20 protein-coding genes are annotated in these 23326 nt (G+C 60.3%); 2 read left to right on the top strand and 18 right to left on the bottom strand.

Features of this window, described 5'->3' with window-relative positions; all coding sequences use genetic code 11:
* Positions 1-7: 7 nt before the first annotated feature.
* From BLV61_RS30605 to BLV61_RS00330, 15 genes are all read right to left on the bottom strand, one after another.
* On the bottom strand, positions 8-364 hold the full coding sequence (locus BLV61_RS30605; RefSeq protein ID WP_139213585.1) for a hypothetical protein: 357 nt from the start codon (positions 362-364) through the stop codon (positions 8-10).
* Positions 365-367: 3 nt separating this feature from the next.
* Complete coding sequence (tcuA, locus tag BLV61_RS00395) at positions 368-1840, bottom strand: FAD-dependent tricarballylate dehydrogenase TcuA (protein WP_047529003.1); 1473 nt, start codon at positions 1838-1840, stop codon at positions 368-370.
* 134 nt (positions 1841-1974) lie between these two features.
* Positions 1975-3048, bottom strand: coding sequence for an SMP-30/gluconolactonase/LRE family protein (locus BLV61_RS00390; RefSeq protein ID WP_090461739.1), 1074 nt, complete (start codon positions 3046-3048; stop codon positions 1975-1977).
* Between the two features lie 123 nt (positions 3049-3171).
* Positions 3172-4017 (bottom strand): alpha/beta fold hydrolase, encoded by an 846-nt coding sequence (locus tag BLV61_RS00385; RefSeq protein WP_047528999.1) that lies wholly within the window; start codon positions 4015-4017, stop codon positions 3172-3174.
* 346 nt (positions 4018-4363) lie between these two features.
* Complete coding sequence (gene dmpG / locus BLV61_RS00380) at positions 4364-5374, bottom strand: 4-hydroxy-2-oxovalerate aldolase (RefSeq protein ID WP_090461737.1); 1011 nt, start codon at positions 5372-5374, stop codon at positions 4364-4366.
* Positions 5375-5384: 10 nt separating this feature from the next.
* Complete coding sequence (locus tag BLV61_RS00375; RefSeq protein ID WP_047528995.1) at positions 5385-6323, bottom strand: acetaldehyde dehydrogenase (acetylating); 939 nt, start codon at positions 6321-6323, stop codon at positions 5385-5387.
* A 13-nt stretch (positions 6324-6336) separates the two neighbouring features.
* Positions 6337-7125 carry a 2-oxopent-4-enoate hydratase gene (gene dmpE / locus BLV61_RS00370; RefSeq protein WP_047528994.1) on the bottom strand — a complete coding sequence of 263 codons (789 nt, stop codon included), beginning with the start codon at positions 7123-7125 and terminating at the stop codon, positions 6337-6339.
* A 26-nt stretch (positions 7126-7151) separates the two neighbouring features.
* Positions 7152-7607, bottom strand: coding sequence for a GlcG/HbpS family heme-binding protein (locus BLV61_RS00365; RefSeq protein WP_052193521.1), 456 nt, complete (start codon positions 7605-7607; stop codon positions 7152-7154).
* Entirely contained in the window at positions 7604-10024 is a 2421-nt protein-coding gene (locus BLV61_RS00360) for an efflux RND transporter permease subunit (RefSeq protein WP_090461734.1), read from the bottom strand. Before BLV61_RS00360 ends, BLV61_RS00365 begins: the two co-directional genes overlap by 4 nt.
* A gap of 30 nt (positions 10025-10054) precedes the next feature.
* On the bottom strand, positions 10055-11119 hold the full coding sequence (locus tag BLV61_RS00355; protein WP_090461732.1) for a WD40/YVTN/BNR-like repeat-containing protein: 1065 nt from the start codon (positions 11117-11119) through the stop codon (positions 10055-10057).
* A 58-nt stretch (positions 11120-11177) separates the two neighbouring features.
* Positions 11178-12545, bottom strand: a complete 1368-nt coding sequence (locus tag BLV61_RS00350) for a DUF1329 domain-containing protein (protein WP_047528989.1) — start codon at positions 12543-12545, stop codon at positions 11178-11180.
* A 10-nt stretch (positions 12546-12555) separates the two neighbouring features.
* Positions 12556-14232 (bottom strand): DUF1302 domain-containing protein, encoded by a 1677-nt coding sequence (locus tag BLV61_RS00345; RefSeq protein ID WP_090461730.1) that lies wholly within the window; start codon positions 14230-14232, stop codon positions 12556-12558.
* 108 nt (positions 14233-14340) lie between these two features.
* A complete protein-coding gene (locus BLV61_RS00340; RefSeq protein WP_047528985.1) occupies positions 14341-15561 on the bottom strand; it encodes an acyl-CoA dehydrogenase family protein in 1221 nt (406 codons plus the stop codon).
* A 54-nt stretch (positions 15562-15615) separates the two neighbouring features.
* Positions 15616-16152 carry a flavin reductase family protein gene (locus BLV61_RS00335; RefSeq protein WP_047538648.1) on the bottom strand — a complete coding sequence of 179 codons (537 nt, stop codon included), beginning with the start codon at positions 16150-16152 and terminating at the stop codon, positions 15616-15618.
* Positions 16153-16233: 81 nt separating this feature from the next.
* Positions 16234-17124 (bottom strand): VOC family protein, encoded by an 891-nt coding sequence (locus tag BLV61_RS00330; protein WP_047528983.1) that lies wholly within the window; start codon positions 17122-17124, stop codon positions 16234-16236.
* 396 nt (positions 17125-17520) lie between these two features.
* Between BLV61_RS00330 and BLV61_RS00325 the strand changes: the two genes are divergently transcribed.
* Complete coding sequence (locus tag BLV61_RS00325; protein ID WP_052193520.1) at positions 17521-19377, top strand: sigma-54-dependent Fis family transcriptional regulator; 1857 nt, start codon at positions 17521-17523, stop codon at positions 19375-19377.
* A gap of 89 nt (positions 19378-19466) precedes the next feature.
* Here the strand turns inward: BLV61_RS00325 and BLV61_RS00320 are convergent, their stop codons facing one another.
* The 3 genes from BLV61_RS00320 to BLV61_RS00310 are packed head-to-tail and all read right to left on the bottom strand — an operon-like array spanning position 19467 to position 22247.
* On the bottom strand, positions 19467-20042 hold the full coding sequence (locus BLV61_RS00320) for a cysteine hydrolase family protein (RefSeq protein ID WP_047528981.1): 576 nt from the start codon (positions 20040-20042) through the stop codon (positions 19467-19469).
* A gap of 22 nt (positions 20043-20064) precedes the next feature.
* A complete protein-coding gene (locus BLV61_RS00315) occupies positions 20065-20796 on the bottom strand; it encodes an SDR family NAD(P)-dependent oxidoreductase (RefSeq protein ID WP_090461728.1) in 732 nt (243 codons plus the stop codon).
* Positions 20793-22247, bottom strand: a complete 1455-nt coding sequence (locus BLV61_RS00310; RefSeq protein ID WP_090461725.1) for an FAD-dependent oxidoreductase — start codon at positions 22245-22247, stop codon at positions 20793-20795. Before BLV61_RS00310 ends, BLV61_RS00315 begins: the two co-directional genes overlap by 4 nt.
* Before the next feature lie 97 nt (positions 22248-22344).
* On the opposite strand from BLV61_RS00310, the gene BLV61_RS00305 reads away from it, so the two are divergent.
* Positions 22345-23295: a LysR family transcriptional regulator gene (locus BLV61_RS00305; protein WP_090461724.1), complete on the top strand. Its 951-nt coding sequence runs from the start codon at positions 22345-22347 to the stop codon at positions 23293-23295.
* Positions 23296-23326: the final 31 nt, after the last annotated feature.

Raw genomic sequence — 23326 nt, 5'->3', positions numbered from 1 at the left:
TTTTTGTTCAAAAGCGATGCGGCAGCCATTGGGTCCCACCCGGGTGCTCGAACTGTCGAAAATAGGCCTTGGTGCCGTCGATTTCATCCAGCAACTCATGACTCGCTTGTGCCCTGATACAGGCTTCAGTCGCGTTAGCGAGCGTATCGCGGGATGTTGGTTTTTGATCCGGATCGGATGCTGCCCTGCACCTTTCAGCCGCAAACAAATCAATTCTGGCTATCCCCTGAGGCAGCAGTCGATCACGTTGATCAAAAGCAAAGTGGGCCGACACAACGAGTATGCCTGCTGCCAGAGCCAACCCGCCCATTAACGCGGGACATGACGCCAGGTGCGCAATCGCTTGCCATCGTAAACGACGCATTTTTCACTGCGCCTTTCGCTGAACAGCGGCCTCTGCGCCTGCGATACGTCCCAACACCGATCCCGATGTCAGCCCCGCCCCGCCGGCGTACTTGACGTAGTAGAGATTGCCCACCAACTCGCCTGCGGCGTAGAGCCCGTCGATCGGTCGATCCTCTTCGTCCAGCACCTGAGCCTGGCTGTTGACCTTCAAACCGCCGAACGTGAACGTGATGCCACAGGTGACCGCGTAGGCCACGAAGGGCGGACGATCCAGGGGATTGGCCCAGTTCGACTTGGGCAATGCCAGGCCTTGCGTCGCTCGACCGTCACGAATGGCCGGATTGAATGGCACATCGAGCTGCACGGCAGCGTTGTAGGTCTGCAGTGTTTGCAGCAGCGCGTTGCCGTTGACCCCCTCCATCTGCTCGACCAGCCCTTGCAGCGTGTCTGCCTGCAGGCGCGTCACCTGACGGACCCGATACTCATCGGGCAGCAGGTGGTGGCTGTGCTGGTCAAAGATCTGCCAGGCCACGCCCCCCGGTTGCGCCATGACGCTGGCGCCCATGCTGGAGTAGGTGTAGTTGCGAAAATCCTGGCCCTCATCAACAAAACGTTTGCCGTGCGCATTGACCACTACACCCAGGTGGAAGTAGTTTTTCTGCTGGTTCAGGCGGCTGAGGTCGCCCATCTGCGGCGCGTTGACGTCATAGAACACTGCATGGCAACCGGACCAGTTTCCGTGCGCGACGGCGCCCACCTCCATGGCCATGCGAATCCCGTCACCGGTGTTGTAGCGCGACCCACGGACTTTGGCCAAATCCCATCCCGGCCCCAGGTACTTGGTGCGCCACTCCAGGTTGGCATGAAAGCCGCCGGTGGCGAGGACCAGCGAGCGTGTGCAAAACTGCCGACCGTCCGCACAATCGAGTTGCCACAAGCCGTCTGGGTGGCGGCTGATGCGCTGAGTACGGCAGCCGTAGAAAACCTCCACCGCTTCCTTTTCGACGCGACGAAACAGGGCGTCGACCAAGCCCAGGCCACCGCCGGAAACCTCGATGGTCAGGCCACCCCAAAAGCGATACTTACCCTCGACCATGAATGCCTGACGCCCATAGATCGGCATGAAACGTACGCCCTTTCCGGTCATCCAGTGCAAGGTTTCCAGGCTCTGCGACACCACCGTGTCCAGCACTTCGGGATCGGAGCGGTATTGACTCATCGAGGCCAGCTCGGCAAAAAAATCATCCTGGCTGTAGGCACCGAAATCGCTGTTTTGCACCTCGGAATCCAACAGGTCCGGCATCAGCCGGCGCAAGTCGTCCACTCCCCGGTAGGCCACGCGAAACGCGCCGCCGGTATGGGCCGAGTTTCCGCCCCGCTGTTCCTGCGGCGCACGTTCGAGCAAGGCCACTCGGGCCCCTTGCTCGCAGGCTGAAAGGGCCGCGCAAAGCCCGGCATTGCCACTGCCCAGCACGATAACGTCATAAGGCTGCATATCCGCTCCTGATCATTGAAAGGCGTGCGTGATTATCAACAGAAGCGTGCGAGCGGATTGAGCCCGCACGGTCAAAGGGGCTTTTCAGCAAAACCGTAAAGTGGCGCACGACTCAACGTGCGCAGGCAGCGGATTTATGGCGCGGGCAATGCGTCGGGAAGCAACAGCAGTCGATCCCCGGCAAACGCTCCGACGAACACATCCCGACCGACCTGCAGTGCTGTCGACGCGCCGAACAACACCCCCTCTTGAACGCGCAGCAGTTCATGGCTGGTGCCATTTCGCGGATCGATCAACGCCACCACCGATGCACTGGGGCAGAACTCGTCGTGGCTGAGGAAACACCGGCGAAACGTCTGCGCATCCGGCACGCCCGCCGCCAGCAAATGCCCGTCCAATGTCCAGCTGAGGTTGTCAGGTAGAAAGTCCAGTGCGACCTTGCGTACGACTTTTTGCTGTTGCAGGTCGTACTGCCAGACTCCGTTGCCAGGCCAGGCCGAAAACCATACCGATTGGCCGTCCTGGCTGACTTGAACGCCGTTGGGCGCGGGAGCTTCGCTGGCAGTCAGGCGATGTAGCCCATGGGCGGAACTCCAGGCGAGCAAGTGTCCCGTCGCGCGACCATCCAGCAGCTGTTCCAGATGCGGATCAGCCTTCATGGCACTGAAGCTGAACATCGCCGTCACCACGAAACCGCCGTCAGGGGTGGCGGCGACATCGTTGAGCATACTGGCGTCGTGGCTCTCCACGCAGCCGCGCCAGATAGCCTTCCAGCTGTTGCCATCGCGCACCGGTTCTAGAAACTCCACCGACTCGCGACCGTTATGGTTGACCACCAGCAACTGCGCGCGGCCATCGGCTCGCGTGGACAGGTGAATGCCGTGAGCGCCCAGGGCAGCCAATGGCGCCTTGCACGACGCCTCTCCCCAACCCGGCTCAATCTGAGACTCGATGAGCATGTCGCTGACCTGGCGTGAAGCAAGGTCCATGATGCGCAGCCGACTGCGATGGCTGTTGGTCAAGCCGGGCGTGGTGCTAAGAAACAGGAAGCCGCCGTCCGGCGACCGTTCCAGATCCTCGGGCGGTGCCATGCCGCAGATCGGCGTGTAACCGTTTCCCGCCGCACAGGCGGGTACCTGCTGTGTGGCATGGGACGACACACTGGCAGCTAAGGCCAGGGCAACGCCCAACCAACGTAATTGAGTCATGGGCAAACCCCGATGTTGTTTGAGTCATGGGTTCGTTGGAGGCGCAAAAGCGAGGACTTTCGAAGGGCTGTCGTTGACGCCTTGCCTCTCGCCGCGATGGTAGCGAGAGGCAGGCCTCACGATTTAGTGCTTGAGGAAATCGATCACCAGTCGGTTGAACGCATCAGCGTGCTCCCACTGGGCCCAATGGCCGCATTGACTGAACACATGCAGGCGCGCGTCAGGCAGGCCGTTAAGCAGCTTCAGGCTCCAGTCGATCGGTACGAAGCGGTCGTCGCGGCCCCAGGTAATCAGGGTCGGGTGCTTGATGTCGGGCAAGTTGGCAGTGAAATCGCCCATCTGGAACTTGCTCAAATCGATGCTCTTGAGAAAATTTTCCAGGTGTTGAGGGTTGGCCAGAATACTTTTGTGACGCAGGTTGATCAGTTCCTCGGTGAGGGCGCTGGAGTCGTAGACAAACACGTCGAGCATCTTCTTCAGGTTTTCAAGGCTCGGGTCGCGGTACACCCCGAACAGCAACTTGATGCCTTCCATCGGCAGTGGCGTGAACAGGCTGGTGCGCCCTACTCCGCCCGACCCCATCAGGATCATCCTGTCCAGGCGCTCCGGGTATTGCACGGCAAAGCCCAACGCGCTGCCGCCGCCCATGGAGTTACCCACCAGGTGCGCCTTATCGATGTCCAGGGCATCCATCAAGGACTTGATCGCCCGGGCGTTGATGACAAAACGTGGTTCGGCCGTCACCAGCGGATCGGACTTGCCGAAGCCTGGGCAGTCCATGAGGATCACCCGGTAGCCTGCATCGACAAAAGCATCGACGTTGCGGTGGAAGTTGGCCCACCCGGTTGCACCGGCACCAGAGCCATGGACCATAATCACGACCGGCCCTTCACCGGCCTCGTTGTAATGCATTTTCCACTCAGGGGTCTGCACGAATTTACTGGTGTTTTCTTGGGTGAATCGACTCATGGAAATTAGTCCTTGTTATTGGGGGTGAAGTGGCAGCGAACACCGCGCAACACGCGGATGTCCTGGGAAAAGCTGCCTTTGTATTTGAAGAGAGCAACGACTGTGCCAGTCCGTTTGCGGAGCCTGATAATTAGAATAAATCCATATTTATCAATTAATTAAGCGTGGGCACCGCAACCTCTAAAGCACTGTCCGGTGGGTTCGCCTCGCGAACGAATTCAGAAGTTTTTGAAGGTTCATGAAAATCGACATGAAAAACATGAATCCGCCGAACTCGCTGTTGTTATCTCAATCAGGAGTGAACCCTGTGGGAGCGAGCAGGCTCGCTCCTATAGTTTTTGAGGTGCTAACGCTTGAGCAGATCCAGCGCCACGTCGACGATCATGTCTTCCTGGCCTCCCACCATCCGGCGCTTGCCCAGCTCGACGAGGATGTCGAGGGTCTTGAGGCCGTACTTCGCCGCAGCGATTTCGGCGTGGCGCAGGAAGCTCGAATAGACCCCGGCATAACCCAGGGCCAGGGTTTCGCGGTCGACCCGCACCGGCCGATCCTGCAACGGGCGCACGATGTCGTCCGCCGCGTCCATCAGCGTGTACAGGTCGGTGCCGTGGTTCCAGCCCAGGCGCTCGGCGGCGGCGATGAACACTTCCAGCGGCGCGTTACCGGCGCCGGCGCCCATGCCGGCGAGGCTGGCGTCGATGCGGTCGCAGCCTTCCTCGACGGCCGTGATCGAGTTGGCCACGCCGAGCGACAGGTTGTGGTGCGCGTGCATGCCGGTTTCGGTTTCCGGTTTGAGCACGGCTTTAAAGGCACGGAATCGATCACGGATGTCCTGCATGTTCATCGCGCCGCCCGAGTCGGCCATGTACACGCAGGTCGCGCCGTAGCTTTCCATCAACTTCGCCTGGGCGGCGAGCTGCTCGGCGGGGATCATGTGGCTCATCATCAGGAAACCGACGGTGTCCATGCCCAGCTCGCGGGCGTATTCGATGTGCTGTTTCGACACGTCGGCTTCGGTGCAATGGGTGGCGATGCGCACCACCCGGGCGCCGGCGTTGTAGGCCGCCTTCAGGTCATGCACCGTGCCGATGCCGGGCAGCAGCAACGTCGTGATTTTCGCGTGACGGATCACATCGGCCGCCGCTTCGATCCATTCCAGATCGGTGTGCGCGGCGAAGCCATAGTTGAAGCTCGACCCTTGCAGGCCATCGCCGTGGGCGACTTCGATCGAGTCGACTTTCGCCTTGTCCAGGGCGCGCGCAATGTCCTGCACGTTTTGCAGGGAATACTGATGACGCACCGCATGGCTGCCGTCGCGCAGGGTCACGTCGGAGATGTAGATTTTCTTACCGTTCATGTCGCTCTCCTCAGGCCTGTTGCATCGACTGCGCCATGCGCTCGGCGGTGGCCAAGGCAGCGGAGGTCATGATGTCGAGATTACCGGCGTAGGCCGGCAGGTAATGGGCGGCGCCTTCGACTTCGAGGAACACCGAGGTCTTCAGGCCGGAGAATGTTCCGAGGCCGGGGATGTTCAACGGTGCGTCGTCGGGAATCACGTCGAACTGCACTTTTTGCTTGAGGCGATAACCCGGCACGTAGGCCTGCACGGCGGCCGCCATTTCGACGATGGACGCTTCGACCAGTGCCTGATCCGCCGCTTCGGACAACACGAACACCGTGTCGCGCATGATCAGCGGCGGCTCGGCCGGGTTCATCACGATGATCGCCTTGCCCTTGGCCGCGCCGCCGATGACTTCGATGGCCTTGGAGGTGGTTTCGGTGAATTCGTCGATGTTGGCGCGGGTACCGGGACCGGCGGATTTGCTGGCGATCGAGGCGACGATTTCGGCGTAATGCACCTTGGCCACCCGCGACACCGCCGCGACCATCGGGATGGTCGCCTGGCCGCCGCAGGTGACCATGTTGACGTTGAGCTGATCCAGATTCTGCTCCAGATTGACCACCGGCACGCAGTACGGGCCGATGGCGGCGGGCGTCAGGTCAATCAGGCGGATGCCGGGGTTGATCGAGCGCAGGAACGCATCGTTCTTCACGTGGGCGCCGGCCGAGGTGGCATCGAAGACGAAGTCGATGTCCTTGAACACGTCCATGCGGGTCAGGCCTTCGACGCCTTCGTGGGTGGTGGCCACGCCCATGCGCTGGGCGCGGGCCAAACCGTCGGAGGCCGGGTCGATGCCGACCATCACCGCCATTTCCAGGTGCTTGGCGTTACGCAGGATCTTGATCATCAGGTCGGTGCCGATGTTGCCGGAGCCGATGATGGCGACTTTGAGTTTCTTGTTCATGATCGTGTAAACCTCAATCAAAACGCACTGAACAGCTGCCAATTCCCGCGATGCTGACCCGCAGGTTGTCTCCCGCCACCACCGGCACCATCGCCGACAAGGCACCCGAAAGAATCACTTCACCGGCCTTGAGGCTCATCCCTAAACGGCCCAGCGTATTGGCGAGCCAGGCCACGGCGATCGCCGGTGAACCCATGGTCGCGGCGCCTGCCCCAGTGCCGACAATCCGGCCGTTTTTCTCCAGCACCATGCCTGTGGTGTAAAGGTCCAGATCCCGTGGGCTGACCAGCCGATCGCTGAGCACAAACACACCGCACGAGGCGTTGTCCGCCACGGTGTCCTGGATCTTGATTTTCCAGTCGCGAATGCGTGAATCGACAATTTCGAAACACGCCATCACGCCTTCAGTGGCGCGCAATACGTCGGCCACCGTGATGCCCGGTCCGGTCAAGTCGTGCTTGAGCACAAAGGCGATTTCGCCTTCGGCTTTGGGCTGGATCAGCCCGGCCATGGCCACGCTAGCGCCCGGATTGACAACCATGGCGTCGGTCAATTGACCGAAATCCGGCTGACGCACGCCGAGCATGTCCATCACCGCTTGACTGGTCACACCGATTTTCTTGCCAACGATTCGCTCACCGCCGGCCAGGCGGCGGCTAATGAGGTGTTGCTGGATCTGATACGCCTGCTCGAGGGTCAACTCAGGATGGCTTTCGGTCAAAGGCGCGATGGCCTGTGCCTCGATCAAAGCGTTGAACAACTGGTCACCCAGGTGCTGCGGATTGAGTGTTGATGGGTTCATGGAACGACTCCTGACAGTAGGCAAAATTATCGGCGCAGGTGTTGGGTAATGGCGTCGTAGCCGGCCATCGCACATTCGCAATCCTGGTCTTCACTGGCGCCGGAGACACCGATTGCACCGACCAGGCGGTCGCCCAGTTGCAGCGGCAAGGCTCCGCCCATGGGCACCAGTCGCGGCCGCAGAATCAAACATTGGCGGACATGCTCGGGGGCATCACGCAAGCGCTTGCCGACATCGGCCGTGGGCAAGGCGAAAGAAACCGCGGTCAGGGCCTTGTCCTGGGCCAGATCGATGGTGTGCAACGGCGCCCCGGCGCTTCGACCGAACGCAAGCAGGTGCCCGCCAGCGTCCAGTACCGCAACGCTGACTCGCCAGCCATGTTTGCCGGCATACAGCAGGGCCGTATCCAGCGCCAACCGGGCAGCCGCCATGCTTAACGGGTCGGCCAACTGGGTATCGGCAAACGAAGTGTCCAGACTCATACGCAGATTTCCTTGAGAGAGGTTGCCGGCTGCGCGATCGGTTTCGCCGGATGGAGCAGGTAGCACGCCAACGCCGGTACCAGGACCAGTGCCACCAGCATGTTGCACAGGAACATGAAGGTCAGCAGCACACCCATGTCCGCCTGGAACTTGATCGGTGAGAAGACCCAGGTGACGACCCCCAGGGACAGCGTCAGACCGGTGAAGACCACCACCCGCCCGGTGAACATCAGCGCCTGCCGATAAGCCATCGCCAGGCTCTCGCCACGGCGTAACCAGAAGAGCGTGACGCTAAGGATGTACAACGCGTAGTCCACGCCGATCCCTACGCCCAATGCCACCACCGGCAAGGTCGCGACCTTCAGCCCCATGTCCAGCTGGACCATCAGCGCCTCGGCCAGCAATGACGTGAGGATCAACGGGAGCACCGCGCACAGCACCGCGCGCCATGAGCGGAAGGCAATGAAGCACAAGAGCGTCACCGCCAGATACACCCCCAGCAGCATCCGCGTGTTGGCGCTTTTCACCACAATGTTGGTCGCGCTTTCGATCCCGGCATTGCCGGCGGCCATCAGAAACGTGGTCTGCTCGTCGTTGTATTTTTCAGCGAAGGCGGCGCTGGCCTTGACCACGGAGTCGAGGGTGTCGGCCTTGTGATCCTTGAGGTAGGCATAAATCGACAGCAAGCTGCAGGTGCCGTTGAACAGCTCGCGCGGTGAACGCATGGCGGCGGCGTTGATCATCGATTGGTTGGGCGGCAACTCATCCCATTTGAAGTTGCCTTCGTTCATCCCGACGTTGATCTTGCGCGACAACCCGGCGATGGATTTGGTGGTTTCAACGCCGGGCAGTTCGCGCAGGCGCCATTCCAGCTCTTCGACCTTGCGCAAAGTCGAGTAGTCGACGCATCGGCCGGCCGGGGTTTCGACCATGATGACGAACACGTCACTGCTGGCCTGGTAGTGCTCAATGATGAACCGGTTATCAAGGTTGTAGCGCGAATCGGCGCGCAGCTCTGGCGCCCCCGGATCGAGGTCGCCAACCTTCAAATCCTTGCCCATCCACAATGCGCCGAGCCCGACGGCTACCGCCACACCGATCGCCACGCCTGCCGAACGCCGATGGGTGAAATGCCCGAACAGACGCACCAGGAGTTGCGGCGCCTGTCCTGCGACCGGGGTCTCATGCTTGAGACTGCGGGCGGCCGCGCGCGGTGAGACACCGGTGAACGAGAGCATGATCGGCAACAAGGCGAGGTTGGTGAACACCAGGATGCCTACACCCAGACTGGCGATCAGCGCCAATTCCTTGATCACCGGCACATCGACGATGGACAGCACCGCAAACCCCACAACGTCGGCCAGCAGCGCGGTCATCCCTGCGGCAAACAAACGGCGGAAGGTGTAGCGTGCCGCGATCAGCTTATGAGTGCCGCGCCCAACATCCTGCATGATGCCATTCATCTTCTGCGCACCATGGCTGACGCCAATGGCGTAGACCAGAAATGGCACCAGAATCGAGTACGGATTCAGTTCATAACCCAGCAGCGGCAACAGGCCGATCAGCCAGATCACGCCGATCAGCGTGCAGCTCTGCACCACCAGGGTACTGCGCACGCAACGGGTGAATTGATAGAGGATCGCGCTGGTGATCAACACCGCCGTGGCAAAGAACGCCAGCACCGCATACAGGCCATCGATCAGGTCGCCCATGACTTTTGCGAAACCGATGATGTGGATGTCCACACCCCGTTGTTGATAGGTGTCGCGCAACGTTTCCAGGCTGTCGGAAAGTTGCTTGTAGTCCAGCGCCTGACCGGTTTTCGGGTCTATTTCCAACAGTGGCAAGTAGATGATGCTCGAACGCAGGTCGCCCGCCACCAGTTGGCCGATTTCTCCGGAGCGCTCGACGTTGGCGCGCAAGTCCTCCAGGCTTCGGTCGTCGCCGTCAAAGCCGTCGGGAACCACGGGCCCACCGTCGAACCCTTCTTCGGTCACCCCTTGCCAGCGGGTCGCCGGGGTCCAGAGCGAACGCATGAAGGCTCGGTCGACACCGTTGAGCAGGTACAACTCGTCGTTGAGCTGGCGCAGGGTTTCCATGTAACGGGCATTGAAAATATCGCCCTCATCACGCATCGCCACTGCCACTCGTAACGCATTGCCGGTGCCTTTGAGGTCGCGGGCATGCTCCAGATAGTTGAGCGTAAAGGGATGGTGCGCGGGGATGGTTTTCAAGTAACTGGCATTGAGCCTGACCTGGCTGGCGGCAACGGCCAGCAACACCGTGACCATCAGGCAGAAGCCGACCACCAGGAACCGGTGATTGAACAGCACGCGTTCCAGGCGATTGCCTGAATACTTGTCGAAGTCCGACAGGGAGGCGATAGCGGTAAAGCCATCTGAATTGCTGATAGCCATTGTCAGTTTCCTTTTTCTATACCGCCCGACTCAGCGCAACGCGCTCGGCGGGAAACGAGTGATGCCCTGGGTACCGACAGCCAGGCTGCCGCCATCGGGCAAGGCCAACAGCGCGATCAGCGGGAAGCGTTGCTCAGGCGCCACCGGCCGAAAGCTGCGACCGTCGTCATGACTGAGCCAGCCTTGCCCCGACTCATCCGCCAACAGCAGCGAGCCGTCGCGCAATTGAGTCGCCGCCGTCAGGCTCTTGCTCGATGCCACGGCCACCGACTGCCAACTGGCGCCCTGATCGCTGGAGCGGAACACATGCCCGCGCAGACCAAACGCAAGCAGGCTGTTGTTACGCGTGGCCAATAGGCCAAAAAAGCTGCCGTCATAAGGGCTGGCGAAACGCTTGAATCCTTGCAGGTCATGGTCGACGCGCATCAGAGCGCCCTGCTCCCCGGCCAGATAAATCCGCCCACCCAACGCTTGCACCGCGTTGAGGTGTTGTGACTCGCTGCCGTTGAGTAACGCCAGCGCAGGCTGCCAGCTCTGACCAGCGTTTTGTGTGCTGAAGGCCAAGCCGTAAGCCCCCAGGGCCAACACGCGTCCATCGCCCAGGCACTGCACGGCCAGAAACGGTTTGTCGGCGCCTTCGACCACCAGGCGGCGCGCTTCATCAATCTGCCCGGGGTCCTGGCGCACCTGCAAAATCGCCTGGGCGGCTTGCTCACCCTGCAGTTGCCGGGCCCAGTGAGCCCCACCATCGCGGGTGGCGAGGATCACCCCGCGATGGCCGACAGCCCAACCATTGAGGGCATCGGTAAAGCAAAGCCCGGTCAGGCTGACCGAGACCGGAACACTGGCTTGCTGCCAGTGCTGGCCTTGATCATCGGAGTAAAGAATGGCGCCCCGCATGCCGGCGACGACCAGTCGCTCGCCGGCCATCGCCGCGGCATTGAGTGAGGAATGGCTGGCCAGCGTTGAGAGTGGCGCGTTCTGTTCCAGCGTGTCGGCCACCTTCCTGCTACCGGTGCTGTTGGCAGCTGATGCCAGTTCACCAATCACGCCCAGGAGTAGCAGGCACGCCAACGCATATTTGTGTGTATTCACCGCATACCTCCGGTCAGACAGGCGAGCCCCGCCGCGAAGCCAGGGCTCGCTAAGAACATCAGCGTGCGCTCATCTTGGTCAGCGACTCGGGCGAGAAGAAGCTTTCACGACGACGATCGGTGATTGCGTATTGCTCGTTACCCGCATCCCCCAGCGCGCAGTTGTACATCCAGGCCTTGGTACGATGGTCATGGAAGAAACCGGTGCAGTAGTTCACAGTCGCCGGGATGTCCGGAGCCACGAACGGCGTCGTCATGGACGTACGCCACAACGTGCCTTCGGCGTCCCAGCCGTCGATGATCGCGTTACCCCAGTTGTCTTCGTCGTAGTAGAACTTGCGCTTGGGCACCGCGTGACGTTTGCCCGCCTTGAGGGTCGCCTCGACCACCCAGACCCGGTGCAATTCCCAGCGCATGTAGTCCGGGTTGACATGACGCTGTGCCATGACTTTCTCATCGGCGTTGGCCAACAGCTGGTTGCTGTTGTACGGAATGAGCATTTCCTTCTTGCCGATCAGCTTCCAGTCATACCGTTCCGGCGAGCCGGACCCGCCAAAGTTTTCATCGACGAAGTTGACGCCAGAGGCCACGGGGTTAGGCGTGTCGAAGTTGATGCTCGGGGCACGACGTACCCGGCGTTGGCCCGACAGGTACTGCCACAACGTTCGACCCTGCACGTAGTCCGTCACGTTGTGAACCATCAACGCCTCGCCCGCACGGAAGGCCGGAGCGTATGTCAGCTGGATGGCCATCATGTAGTTGATGCCCGAAGACTCCGCCGAACCCTCCTTGAAGTAGTAGGGATACTGGGCTTCGTCTTCGGCTGCCGTGGCCAACACTCGCTGGCCGTCGGCAGTGGTGGTCCAGACCTTGTACTTGCTGTGGGTCGACTCGCCACGCCACAGCAGTTGGTGATTCCACTGCACTTCTATACCGGACTTGGGGATCGGGAACGGCACACCGCCGTAAGCCCCGTGAACCACCAGACCGTCACTGTCGAGCGTGGCGTTGGTCGCGTTTTTCAGGGTGTTGTCGTACACCCACTGCGGAGCCGATGCGGTGCGACGTGTGGGGAACACGTCGATACGGAAAGTCTGCGGATTGTCCTTGAACAGCTGGATCACGCCGTCGCTGAGCTTGTCCTGATACTTGGCCAGGTTGGCTGCGGTGATGGTGTACAACGGCTTGTCCTGAGCGAACGGGTCGAATGTTCGATGGCCCTGTTGAAAGCCCGCCGGCACCGTAGAGTAGCCACCGGTCCAGGCTGGAATGCTGCCATCCGCATTGCCCGCACGCTCGGCGCCCATCGGCGTCAGTGTGCTTTTCAGTGCCTGGGCGTCCACCGCGCTGACAGCTGCACAGGCAGTCATGGCAGACAGGGAGAGCGTGAAACAGGTCAACAACTGAGCGATTTTATTGTTATGCATTGTTCAATCCTCAGAACGTGTGGGAGACGCTGAAGGACACGAAATCCCGATCAGCATTCGTCTGTTTGTAGGTTTTGATGCCGTTGATGTTGATAGGCGCTGAAGCACCGTAATAGCCGTTGTAAGCCAGGGTGAAGGTGACCGACTTCAGGTAGTCCGCCGTCAGGCCGATGTTGTAATCGCCGCCTTTGGCCTGGCTGAAACCGCCGACCGCTGATGAGCGCCCGTCTATGCCGTAGCTCAAACCCATTGGCACGGAGAGGTCGACGCCGTTCATGACCTGGAAGTAGGTCGGGGTAAAAGCGACACGAATAGCCGTGGCATCGCGCGTGGCATTGGGGTCAAGGTTGTCGAGATTCTTCTGGACACTCAGGGTGCGGTTCCAGGCCAATTCTCCCAGCAGGCTGGCGGTATCCCAGAACGCACTGGTCGGCATGATGTAAATCATGTTGACCTGGGCGTGGGCGGTGCGGCCCACGGCATAGAGCGGGTTGCCGTCGTTATCGCCGTCGCCCGCCAGGTCGGTCATGGTCAGGCTGACCAGCGGTGCGTTATCGCGCACCGAGGTTTCAAACCCGATGTTGACGTCACCAAAGCCGCGATTGGCGCTGAAGCCATAGGCGCGGATGTCCTCGGGAAACACCAGCATGTATTCACCGATCTGGTCCGGGCGCCCGCCCGCACCGATACCCGGACGCAGTTGGGTCTGGAAGCTCTTGTCGTGGTAGTTGATGGCGTACAGGCCGAAATCGGTGTCCAGGGCCTCGGAGCGGTAGCGCAACTGCACGCCCCACTGACCGCTGTCACGCGCTTCGATGTCTTTACCGCGATAGAAGGAAGCCGCTGGTACGCCGTCCGGCAGACGCCCCACGACGATCCTTTCACCGCCTTCGTCGAGCAGGTCGGCCGGGCTGAAATAGCTGCCGGCCCCGGGAATGCGGGTACGTTCCCACTCGAACTGGTAGTAACCGCCGACCGAGATCGTTGGAGTGATCTGCAATTGGGTGGAGAACTGTTTGACCGGTAGCGCAAGCTCCTTGAACTGAGAGTTTGGAACAGTCAGCGCACGCACCGCATCGATCGGTTGCTGGCCTGCGGCGATGCCGTTGTTTCCGTAAAACAGGCTTTCGCCATAGATCAACGAGTGCTGGCCAAGGCGCGACACGCCCCACATTTCATCGCCGATGTCATAGTTGGCGTAGACAAACGCATCGCGAAACTCCGCGTCTCGCCCGTGCAGGTCGCGGGTATCCTTGGTGAACTGGTCGTAACGCACGCTGTAGGAGTTGACTGTACCCGGTGAGGCGTTGTCGTTGCCCTTGTTGTACACATCGTCATACCAGGCCGCGCCGGTGACGCGCGCGCCGACCTTCTGGTAAGAGACGTCAAACTCCGAGAACAGGTCCAGGCGATTGGAGATAAGGCCTTTGTTGAAATTTCGGTCGCCATCATCCAGGTTCGCATCCGCGACCAATTTGTCTTGCCGGTCCTTGACGCGCCAGGCGCTGGAGTATTTGACGTTGGTATCCAGGCGAACCTTCAGGTCGGGACTGCCGGTGTCAAACTCCATCGCGTAGGCGCTGGATAACACTGAACAGCCGAGCAAGGTCGCCGTCAGGCGAGTAAGCCGTAGGCGCTGCTCAACCGCCCGCTGGGTGCCGGGCACTTGTTTTTGATGTTTAGACATGCAAAGACCTCTGCGACAGTAAGCCGTTTTTTGTTTTTATGAGTGACCGCCGAATGAGCGGAAGTCGGGTCCCGCCGGGAGGAGCACGCCCCCTCCCGGTCCAGCGACTCAATCGTTGAGCGATACGGGCTCCAGACCGAACAGCATCGGTGGCAACTGTTGCCCCAACAGATAAGCCCCGAGCATGCCCGCCGTGTCATCCGCGTTCTGGGTTATGTGGTTGGCCGCGGCGATGACGTCGCGCAGGATTCGCTGGAGTGGATTGCTCAGGTAAATGCCACGGGCCGATGTGGCCTTGAACAGCAGCATCACCGCCTCTTCGCAATCGCGACCGACACGGGCGATGTCGAGCATGTAATGCACGCGGTCAGAGACCGGCACCAGTTCGCGCCGCTCGACATAGGCGCTGCTCTCGGCAAGCATTTGCAGCAGCCGCGCACGGGCAGAACGCACCCGAACCACCGCGTTACCCAGGCGATCCTTCACATACGGGCTCAGTGCCGCGCCCGCGCCGTCGGTGGTGTTGGTGCGCACACTCATCTGGCGCACATACTCATCGATCCCACCCTGGGCGATGCCCACGATCAGCGCCGAAACGGCACCGAAGAAGATCTGGTTGAACGGATACAGGTAGTTCGCCGGACGCTCGCTGTAGGTGTACTGAATCAGGCTGTGGGCGCGGTGATGGGGAACGAACGCATGCTTGATCACCAGGCTCTTGCTGCCGGTGCCCGCCAGGCCGAAGGTGTGCCAGTCGTCTTCGATCACCCATGCGGAGCTGGGCACCAGCATCGACAGGCGATCAATCACCTGACCGCTGGCATCACGCCGCAGGCCTCCGAGGAACGCCCATTGGCCGTGATCGCAACCGCTGGAGGTTTTCCAGGTACCGCTGATATTGAAGCCGCCTTCGACTTCCTCAACCTTGCCGAACGGCGGGTAAGACGAGGCAGTGATCACCGCGTTGTCTTCGCCCCAGGCATCCAGGCAAGCCTGTTCTGGCAAGGAGCCGTATTCCCACTGGTGGATGCCCAGGATCATCATGTTCCAGGCGCTGCTGCCGCAGCCACGACCCAACTCCATCAGGACTTTGTAGAACACCGCGGGATTCATCTCCCAGCCGCCATATTGGCTGGGTTGGAGGATCTTGAAGAAACCGGCGTCAACGAACGCCGCGATGGTCTCTTTGGACACCATGCGGTTCTGTTCCACCGAATCGGCTTTTTCCATCAGCATCGGGATCAACCCGCGCGCGCGCTCCAGCAATTGCGCTTCGCTCGGAATCGCTTGGGTATCCACAGGCTCGGTTGGCGTGACGAAGTTGTTCATAGGTCTGTGATCTCTTGTTTATTGTTGTATTTGCATGTCGCAAGTGGTCAGGTTTCACTTGAGCGCAGCGAACCTGCTGTTGAAGTACACCAAGGGGCCGTCCTGCTCCTGTTGCCCCCGGACGCCGACCACTTCTCCGATGAACATGTCGTGAGTACTGGCCGGAATCACTTGTTCCAGCCGGCACTCGAAACTCACCAGTGCGTCTTCGAGCAACGGCACGCCGGTGACCCCCGACTCCCAGCAGCCTTCGGCAAAACGCGCTTCGCCGCTGACGCCCTCGACCATCCCGGCAAAGCGCTTGGCGATGAACTCCTGGTCATGGGCCAGCACATTGATGCTGAACGCGCCGGACCGTTGAATCACTTCATGGGCGCGAACATTGCGGTTCACGCAGATCAGCAGGCGCGGCGGGTCGGCAGTGATCGAACACACCGCCGTGGCGGTCAGCCCGGCTCTTTCGCTGTCACTGCCGCTGGCGATCACGACGCAGGCACCCGCCAGATGGCGCATGCCTTTACAGAAGTCAGCGGTAGCGACTGTGGGCGCAATCACCGATGGCGTACCGCTCGATTGAATGGCGTTTAACATCTGGAAAACCTCGCTGTTGCGCAGCCACGGATGGCCTTGAATGCTGTTCACTGCACGGTCAGGCCGGCAGCTCGCTGCTGGTCAGAGAACGATGTTGCGTTTGTGACCCCAGTCGCTCATCTTGCTGAACGCCTTGACTTCCCAATGCCGGTCGTCGATGACCACCCCGCCCCAACCCATTTCGAAGTTGAAACCCGAAGGGGTCTGGGCATAGAAAGAAAAGGTCTTGTCGTTCGGGTGATGACCCAACTCAAGAATGATCGGGACACCCGCCTTGACGCAGCGGTCGTAGGCCATGCCAACGTCGTCCATGTTCTGGACCTGCACCATGAAATGGTTCAGCACCTTCGGCGCGGGGGCCTGAGCGGTGGCAATGGAGTGATGGCGGCCTGTGGCGGTGTGAAAGAAGGTGGCGTCGACCACCATGCCAGGCTGTACTTCCTCGCGGATGTAATCGCTGACTCGCAGCTTCAGCACATCGGTGTAGAACTTCACCGTCTGCGGGCCGTTCTTGGCAAACGGCAGGATGTGGCCAATGCCCAGTTCGCCGGTGACGAAACCACCTTTGAGCACTGTCGAATGGAACACATCATTGAGGCCCGCTTCGGCGTGACCGAAGAAAAACTCGTGGGTGAAGCCGTTCGGGTCCTGGCAGCTGTAAGCCTTTTCGACCCGACGACGTTGCAACAGCTCCCTGGAGAGCGGCTCAATCTGGACGCCTTTGTCGCGCAATTCTGCGACATAGCTTTCCAGCTCCTGCTCCGAGCGCAGTTGCCAGCCAGCCACCAGAATGTCGTCAATCGGATTCTTTTCCAGGAAGAATCGCTGGGCGTATTCATCCATGCGCAGGGTCAGACCCTGCTCATCGCGGCTGGCGACTTGCATGCCGATAATGTCTGTGGCGAGCCACTGCCATTTATCGAGATCGCTTACACCAAATCCTGCATAGGCCAACGAGTGAATTTCTGCCACTTGCCTGTACCTCTTGTTGTTTTTGTCGTGCTGCCCTGGCGGGGGAGTTCCCGTTGATGAGCAGTGGTGACAGGACAAGAGCAAGCGCTGTGCCAGACGATGAAATTCATTCAAACCAATTAAATACTCCTTTATATTCAATGCATTAAACATGGTTCTACGAGTTTCAAGCTCATCAAGTGCTGTGCGGGCGAACCCTTCGGGCAATACGAAAATTCAGAATGTTATGAATTTCATGTAAGGATTTTCGTGATTTGCCCTGGTTCAAAGAAAAACCTTGCGAGAACCCCAGTAAGCGATACCGTAGCAACCATCTCTAGCATCAGCGCCGGCGGCTATTGGCGAGCGCCTGGCATCGAGTTTGCCTTCAATAAATAAAAAACATGGGCTCATCAGATGACGACTTCCCCGATCGATGACACCGAGGCGCCACGCCAATCACGCAGCCGACACGGCATCAACATCATCACTGACCTGCGCTTTCCGGACATGCAGGACCTGGTTGATCGACTCTATTTCAACCCCAAGGAAGGTTTGATCTGGCTGGGCGATAAACGCATGATGCTGATGCACGTCGAATCCTTTGGGGCGTTGCGTCAGGAACTGCTGGAAAGCAACGGCGTGGAATTTACCCGTGGTCTTTTGACTCGGGTCGGTTACCTGACAGGCCAACGTGATGCTGACCTGGCGATCCAGGCCCGTGGCACGGGCAATGAACTGGATATCTGCGCCGCAGGCGGCCAGTTGCATGCCCTGTCGGGGATCGTCGAAGTCGAACCGGTGTGCATCGAGTTCGATCAGGCCAAGGGCTACAAGTACGGTGAATTCACCTGGAAACGCTCAGTCGAGAGTGATGTGCATATCGCCGCCAACGGCGTCAGCACTGACCCCATTTGCTGGATGGAAGTCGGCTACAGCTCGGGCTTCATGAGCCGCCTGATGGGGCGCCACTTGCTGGCCCGGGAAATGGAGTGTCAAGGCTGCGGGCATAGCCGCTGCAGGGTTATCGTCAAGCCGGTCGAGGACTGGGATAACACTGAAGACGATCTCAAGTATTTTCAGCCAAGGGTCACCGATCATCGCCGCGCGCAGCCGACCAGACCGGTCAAGGCCACCACCCTGCCCACCCCCTCGCCCTTCGGCCTGGAGGACAGCGGAACCGCGCAAACCGATTTCGACCGCCCGGTGGGCAGTTCCTCCGCCTACCACATCGCCATGCACAAGATCCTGCGGGTGGCAGGCACCAACGCGACGGTATTGTTGCTGGGCGAGAGTGGCGTGGGTAAAACCATGTTCGCCCACGAGCTGCACCGCAACAGCCTGCGCGCCAACACGCCATTCGTTGAAATCAACTGCGCGGCGATCCCCGAGCAGTTGATCGAGTCAGAGTTGTTTGGTGTGCAGCGTGGCGCTTATTCGGGGGCGACCGATCCCCGACCCGGGCGTTTTGAAATTGCCGATGGCGGTACGATTTTCCTCGATGAAGTCGCCACCTTGAGCATGACGGCCCAAGGCAAACTGCTGCGCGTACTGCAAAGCGGTCACCTGGAGCGCCTGGGCAGTAACAAAACGATCAAGGTCGATGTCCGGGTGATCGCGGCCACCAACGAAGATTTGGCCAGCGCGGTCAAGGCCGGGCGCTTTCGCAGCGACCTGTTCTATCGCCTGAATGTGTTCCCGATCACCATCGCCCCGCTGCGCGAGCGCAAGGATGACCTGCCGCTGCTGCTCGACAGCGTCATGCGTCGGCTGAGTACCCGGCATGGTCGGCAACTGGCCGGTGTGACGCCACGTGCCCTGCAAGTGATTCTGGACTATCACTGGCCAGGCAATATTCGTGAATTCGAAAACGTCATCGAACGCGCAATCATCCTCGCCGATGACGGCGACTTGCTGGATATCCGCCATCTTTCGGGGCTGGACGCCCTGGGTGGGCAGCTCGAGCGCATCGGCACAGTGAGTTGGGATACCGGTCCGGCCATCGGCATTCGCATGCCTGACGTCGTCCCTCCCAGCGTAGGAGCAGCCCAGCAGGGCAATGCCAGTCACGATCAGTTGCTGGCCCTGGTAAAGCGCACGCTACAGCGAGGCCCTGTGCGCCTGAGCGAAATCGAAGAGGTGTACATCGAAGTGGCTATGCAACTGAGTGACAAAAACATCTCTCGTGCAGCCACCCTGTTGGGATTGAGCCGGGCGCAGCTCGACTATCGACTGAAGAAGATGTCGCTGGACGAGTCCAGTGTTTCCCCGTGAATGACCAGCGCCGGGATGATCGCCCGGTGTCGGGATGTTCACTCGACAAAACGCCCCGGCCGAGGCCAGGGCGTGATCAATCGGAAAACTCAGTTGAATGCATTGGCGGAATCAATGCTGGTACAAAAGCGGGCGATGCTGGCCATGGAGTTTTCATGCTCCTGCGCTGATGGCGAAGCGCAGCAATCTTCCAGCACCACCACATCAAAGTCACGGTCATGAGCATCGCGCACCGTGGCCTGAACCACGGCCTGGGTACTCACGCCGCTGCAGTAAATGCGCTCGATGCCTTGACCGCGCAACAGTACTTCAAGGCTTGTGGCGTAGAACGGCGAAACCCGGTGTTTGACGATGTCCCATTCGCCAGCCAACGGCGCCAGGTCATCATGCACCGCACCGCCCCAGGCATCCTTTTTCAGAATGCCGTTTTTAGCGATCGCGCCGAATACCTGCGAGTTGGGGTTGGCTTCGCGATGATCATCGGAAAACGCCACCCGCACATAGGCCACGGCAATGCCTTTGGCTCGCGCCTTGGCGATCGCCGCCGCCGTGCGGGCTATCACTTCGCGGCTACGCACCTGCTCGCCCAGCGGGCCTTTGCCACTGGCACCGTCGGGGTGAACCAGATCGTTTTGCATGTCCAACACCAGATAAATGCTTTTCATTTTTTGTTTCCCTTGGCTTGAATCAGTCGCACCACAGTGCACCGTTGATGTCGAGGATTTCCCCGCTGATAAATCCGGCTTTGTCCGACAGCATGAAGCTGACGGCCGCCGCCACTTCGTCGGCGCGGCCCATGCGCCCCAGGGGGATCAGGGCCCGCAAATTCTCGGGAAAGGCAGTGGTCATTTCCGTGGCGATGGGGCCTGGCGCCACCGCGTTGACCCGCACGCCGGCACTCGCCAGCTCCTTGGCCAGGAACAGGGTCATGCTGTGCACCGCCGCTTTCGACATGCCGTAGGCAACGCCGCCGGCTCGCGTCTGTTCGCTGGAATCCAGCCATGGACGGGCATTGCCTCCGTTCTTGCCGACCACCGAGCCGATGTTGACGATGCTGCCCCGCTTGCGCTCAGCCATGAGCTGGCCAATCAACTGACAAGGAATTAACGTGCCCTGTACGTTGACCCGCATCACTCGTTCAAACTCGCTGACTTTGAGTTCCAGCGCACTGCCGGTGGACAAGACGCCCGCGACATTGACCAGTGCGGTGATGGGGCCCATGTGATCCTCGATGTCCTCGACCACATCGCGTACGGCGATGCGCGAGGCCACGTCGCAGGAATAGAAGCGCATGTTCGGGCCGAGCATCCGCGGCTCAGCCAGGTCCAGCGCCGCTACCTGCCAGCCTTCACTTTCCAGCAGCTTGCACACGGCACTGCCAATGGCGCCACCGGCGCCAGTCACCACCGCGACGTTCATTGCACACCCCGCTGCTGCGCTGCGGCCTGACCGGCAAGACGGCCGAACACCAGCCCCTTGAGTACGGAAGTGCCGCCCGCGTAGTTGCCAAAGTACAAGCCCACGGTTTCACCGGCTGCGTAAAGGTTGCCGATCGGCTGGCCCTCCGCGTTGATCACCTGCGCTCGCTCGTCGACCTTGAGGCCACCGAAGGTGAAGACGTTGGCAGAGATGATCGGGTAGGCAAAATACGGTCCCGCATCCAATGGCAGGGCCCAGTTGCTTTTGGGTGGTTCAAGACCGACCGTGGCCACGCCATCGAGCTGCAAGGGTTGGTAATCACCGGGACGGCAGGCGTCGTTGTAGCGGCTCACGGTGTCTTGCAAAGTGTTCGCGCAGATACCCAGCTTAGCGGCCAACTCGACCAGGCTTGCGCCTTCTATCGCGGCCTGATCAGTGCGGATTGCCAGGCGGTAATTAGGTACGTCCTTGACCTTCTGATCGAGAATCACCCAGGCAATGCCTTCATCCTGCTGGTAAATCTGCCGCGTCACGCGCTCGTACCAGGCATCGACCGTTCCCGGTGCTTCGTCCGTGAAGCGTCGCCCCTGCTTGTTGACCAGCACGCCATAAGGGAAGACAAAGATCGACGGCTCGGAAATGCCCGAGCGCGGGTCCACCGGCTCTGCGTGATAACTGCCGTATTCACCGCTAGGCGCCGCCCCCATGTCCAGCGCCATCTGGATGCCTTCGCCGCGGTTGTAATAGGCCCCCTTGCACACCGGGCGCAGATACACCGATCGTGGCCCGAGGTAGCGGCCAAGCATTTCGGTGTTTCCTTCAAAACCACCACTGGCCAATACCACCGCACCGTGGAAAACCAGATCGCCGTGCTGGCGCGACAGCGCCCGGATGCCAGTGACCGTGGCGAAGCCTTCAGTCAACAACTGGCGCCCGGAAGTTTCATAGAAAAACTCCGCCCCCAGGGCCTCGGCCTTGGTCGCCAGGGCTTCGACAATGGCTTCACCACCCCCCACCGGCAACAGGCGCGGCTGGGTGCTGGTCAAAAACTGAGTGGGCAGGAAGTCAAACTTCACCCCATTGCCCTTCAACCACTCGATGGTGCCCGGTACTTGTTCGGCAAAGGTACTGATCACCGAGGCATCAACCGAACCCAACGCGCGAGTCTGTGCCGACCAGTCGGCACGATCGGCGAGGGTTTCAGCGACAAAATCAGGGTCCTGGTAATACCCGGAATGCTCGGCCAGGAATGTATCGAAATCATCGGTCACCTGCGTATGGCTCTTCATTCGCAGGTAAGCTTCGGTAAAGCGACTCTGCCCGCCGCGTTCTTCATGGCTGGCCCGTTCCAGAACCGCCACGCGCAAGCCACGTTCGGCCCCCGCCACCGCTGCCGACAAACCGGCGACACCGCAGCCCAGCACAATCAGATCGAAATTCAACTCAGCCATAGGTAGTTCCTCACTTGGTGGCTGGTACTATAGAAATCGCTGCCCCAGGGTTCGAGCGTGACGCGGCTAATGGGCTATTAGAAAAAGGTGAAAACCGATGGACAGACTCTGGGCAATGCAGGTGTTCGTGCGGGTAGTGGAATGCGGCAGTTTCAGCCGCGCCGCCGAATCGCTGGATATCGCCAATGCCACCGTGACCTCCAGTGTGCGTAACCTGGAGAACTACCTAGGGGTGACGTTGTTGTCGCGCAATACACGCTCGTTGCGCCTGACCGATGACGGCGAAGGTTACTTCGAGCAGTGCAATCAGGTACTGCAGCAAATTGCCGACATGGAAGCCCAGGTCAGGCAAAAGAAAGGCGAGATCAGCGGACAGTTGTGCATCGAGTCACCGGCTGCCTTCGCCCGCGCCCTGCTATGCCCGGCATTGCCGGCCTTTACTGCGCAACACCCCGGATTGTCCGTGGCGCTGCGCCAGACCGACCACGCCGAGGACCTGATCGCCACCGGCACCGACGTGGCCATTCGCATCGATTCTGTCAATGACGCCGACCTGGTCGCGCGCCCCCTGTATCAGGCGCACTACGTGGCCTGCGCCGCACCCGGCCTGCTCAAGCGCATCGGCACGCCAGAGCAACCGCAGGCGCTGTTGCCACAGCATTGCCTGGGCATTTTTGGCGCCGGTCGCTATATCGTGTCGGACTGGACGTTTGCCCGCGAGGGCGAGCATCACCAACTGACCCCGCGGGGCGAACTGCACTTCAACAGTACCGACGCAATAATCCAGGCTGCCCTGGCCGAGCAAGGCGTCATTTACGTGCTGGACGTGTTCGTCAACGGGCTGATCCGCAGCGGAGAGCTGGTGGAGTTATTCCCCGACTGGAGCACCGGCAGCCGCAACTTCTACACCGTAACCCCCAAGTCGCGCTTTGTTGCGCCGCGTACACGCGCCTTCATCGAGTTCATTCTGGCTACGCTGGACGCTCAACGCCGCCCCCCTTCCGGTGCCAGCATTGCCGTTCGCCAGGGGCGTCGCGGGTTGATCTGAGACACGGGCGACGACGAAAAAAAATGCCAGC

Origin of the sequence: Pseudomonas mohnii, from assembly GCF_900105115.1 — a bacterium.
Taxonomy (GTDB): domain Bacteria; phylum Pseudomonadota; class Gammaproteobacteria; order Pseudomonadales; family Pseudomonadaceae; genus Aquipseudomonas; species Aquipseudomonas mohnii.
This window is presented reverse-complemented; position numbering and strand designations above follow the sequence as displayed.

What these genes read in the sequence shown, in the direction of transcription:
- BLV61_RS30605 (WP_139213585.1), bottom strand. Translation starts at nt 364, where the DNA reads ATGCGTCGTTTACGATGGCAAGCGATTGCGCACCTGGCGTCATGTCCC.
- tcuA (WP_047529003.1), bottom strand. Translation starts at nt 1,840, where the DNA reads ATGCAGCCTTATGACGTTATCGTGCTGGGCAGTGGCAATGCCGGGCTT.
- BLV61_RS00390 (WP_090461739.1), bottom strand. Translation starts at nt 3,048, where the DNA reads ATGACTCAATTACGTTGGTTGGGCGTTGCCCTGGCCTTAGCTGCCAGT.
- BLV61_RS00385 (WP_047528999.1), bottom strand. Translation starts at nt 4,017, where the DNA reads ATGAGTCGATTCACCCAAGAAAACACCAGTAAATTCGTGCAGACCCCT.
- dmpG (WP_090461737.1), bottom strand. Translation starts at nt 5,374, where the DNA reads ATGAACGGTAAGAAAATCTACATCTCCGACGTGACCCTGCGCGACGGC.
- BLV61_RS00375 (WP_047528995.1), bottom strand. Translation starts at nt 6,323, where the DNA reads ATGAACAAGAAACTCAAAGTCGCCATCATCGGCTCCGGCAACATCGGC.
- dmpE (WP_047528994.1), bottom strand. Translation starts at nt 7,125, where the DNA reads ATGAACCCATCAACACTCAATCCGCAGCACCTGGGTGACCAGTTGTTC.
- BLV61_RS00365 (WP_052193521.1), bottom strand. Translation starts at nt 7,607, where the DNA reads ATGAGTCTGGACACTTCGTTTGCCGATACCCAGTTGGCCGACCCGTTA.
- BLV61_RS00360 (WP_090461734.1), bottom strand. Translation starts at nt 10,024, where the DNA reads ATGGCTATCAGCAATTCAGATGGCTTTACCGCTATCGCCTCCCTGTCG.
- BLV61_RS00350 (WP_047528989.1), bottom strand. Translation starts at nt 12,545, where the DNA reads ATGCATAACAATAAAATCGCTCAGTTGTTGACCTGTTTCACGCTCTCC.
- BLV61_RS00345 (WP_090461730.1), bottom strand. Translation starts at nt 14,232, where the DNA reads ATGTCTAAACATCAAAAACAAGTGCCCGGCACCCAGCGGGCGGTTGAG.
- BLV61_RS00340 (WP_047528985.1), bottom strand. Translation starts at nt 15,561, where the DNA reads ATGAACAACTTCGTCACGCCAACCGAGCCTGTGGATACCCAAGCGATT.
- BLV61_RS00335 (WP_047538648.1), bottom strand. Translation starts at nt 16,152, where the DNA reads ATGTTAAACGCCATTCAATCGAGCGGTACGCCATCGGTGATTGCGCCC.
- BLV61_RS00325 (WP_052193520.1), top strand. Translation starts at nt 17,521, where the DNA reads ATGACGACTTCCCCGATCGATGACACCGAGGCGCCACGCCAATCACGC.
- BLV61_RS00320 (WP_047528981.1), bottom strand. Translation starts at nt 20,042, where the DNA reads ATGAAAAGCATTTATCTGGTGTTGGACATGCAAAACGATCTGGTTCAC.
- BLV61_RS00315 (WP_090461728.1), bottom strand. Translation starts at nt 20,796, where the DNA reads ATGAACGTCGCGGTGGTGACTGGCGCCGGTGGCGCCATTGGCAGTGCC.
- BLV61_RS00310 (WP_090461725.1), bottom strand. Translation starts at nt 22,247, where the DNA reads ATGGCTGAGTTGAATTTCGATCTGATTGTGCTGGGCTGCGGTGTCGCC.
- BLV61_RS00305 (WP_090461724.1), top strand. Translation starts at nt 22,345, where the DNA reads ATGGACAGACTCTGGGCAATGCAGGTGTTCGTGCGGGTAGTGGAATGC.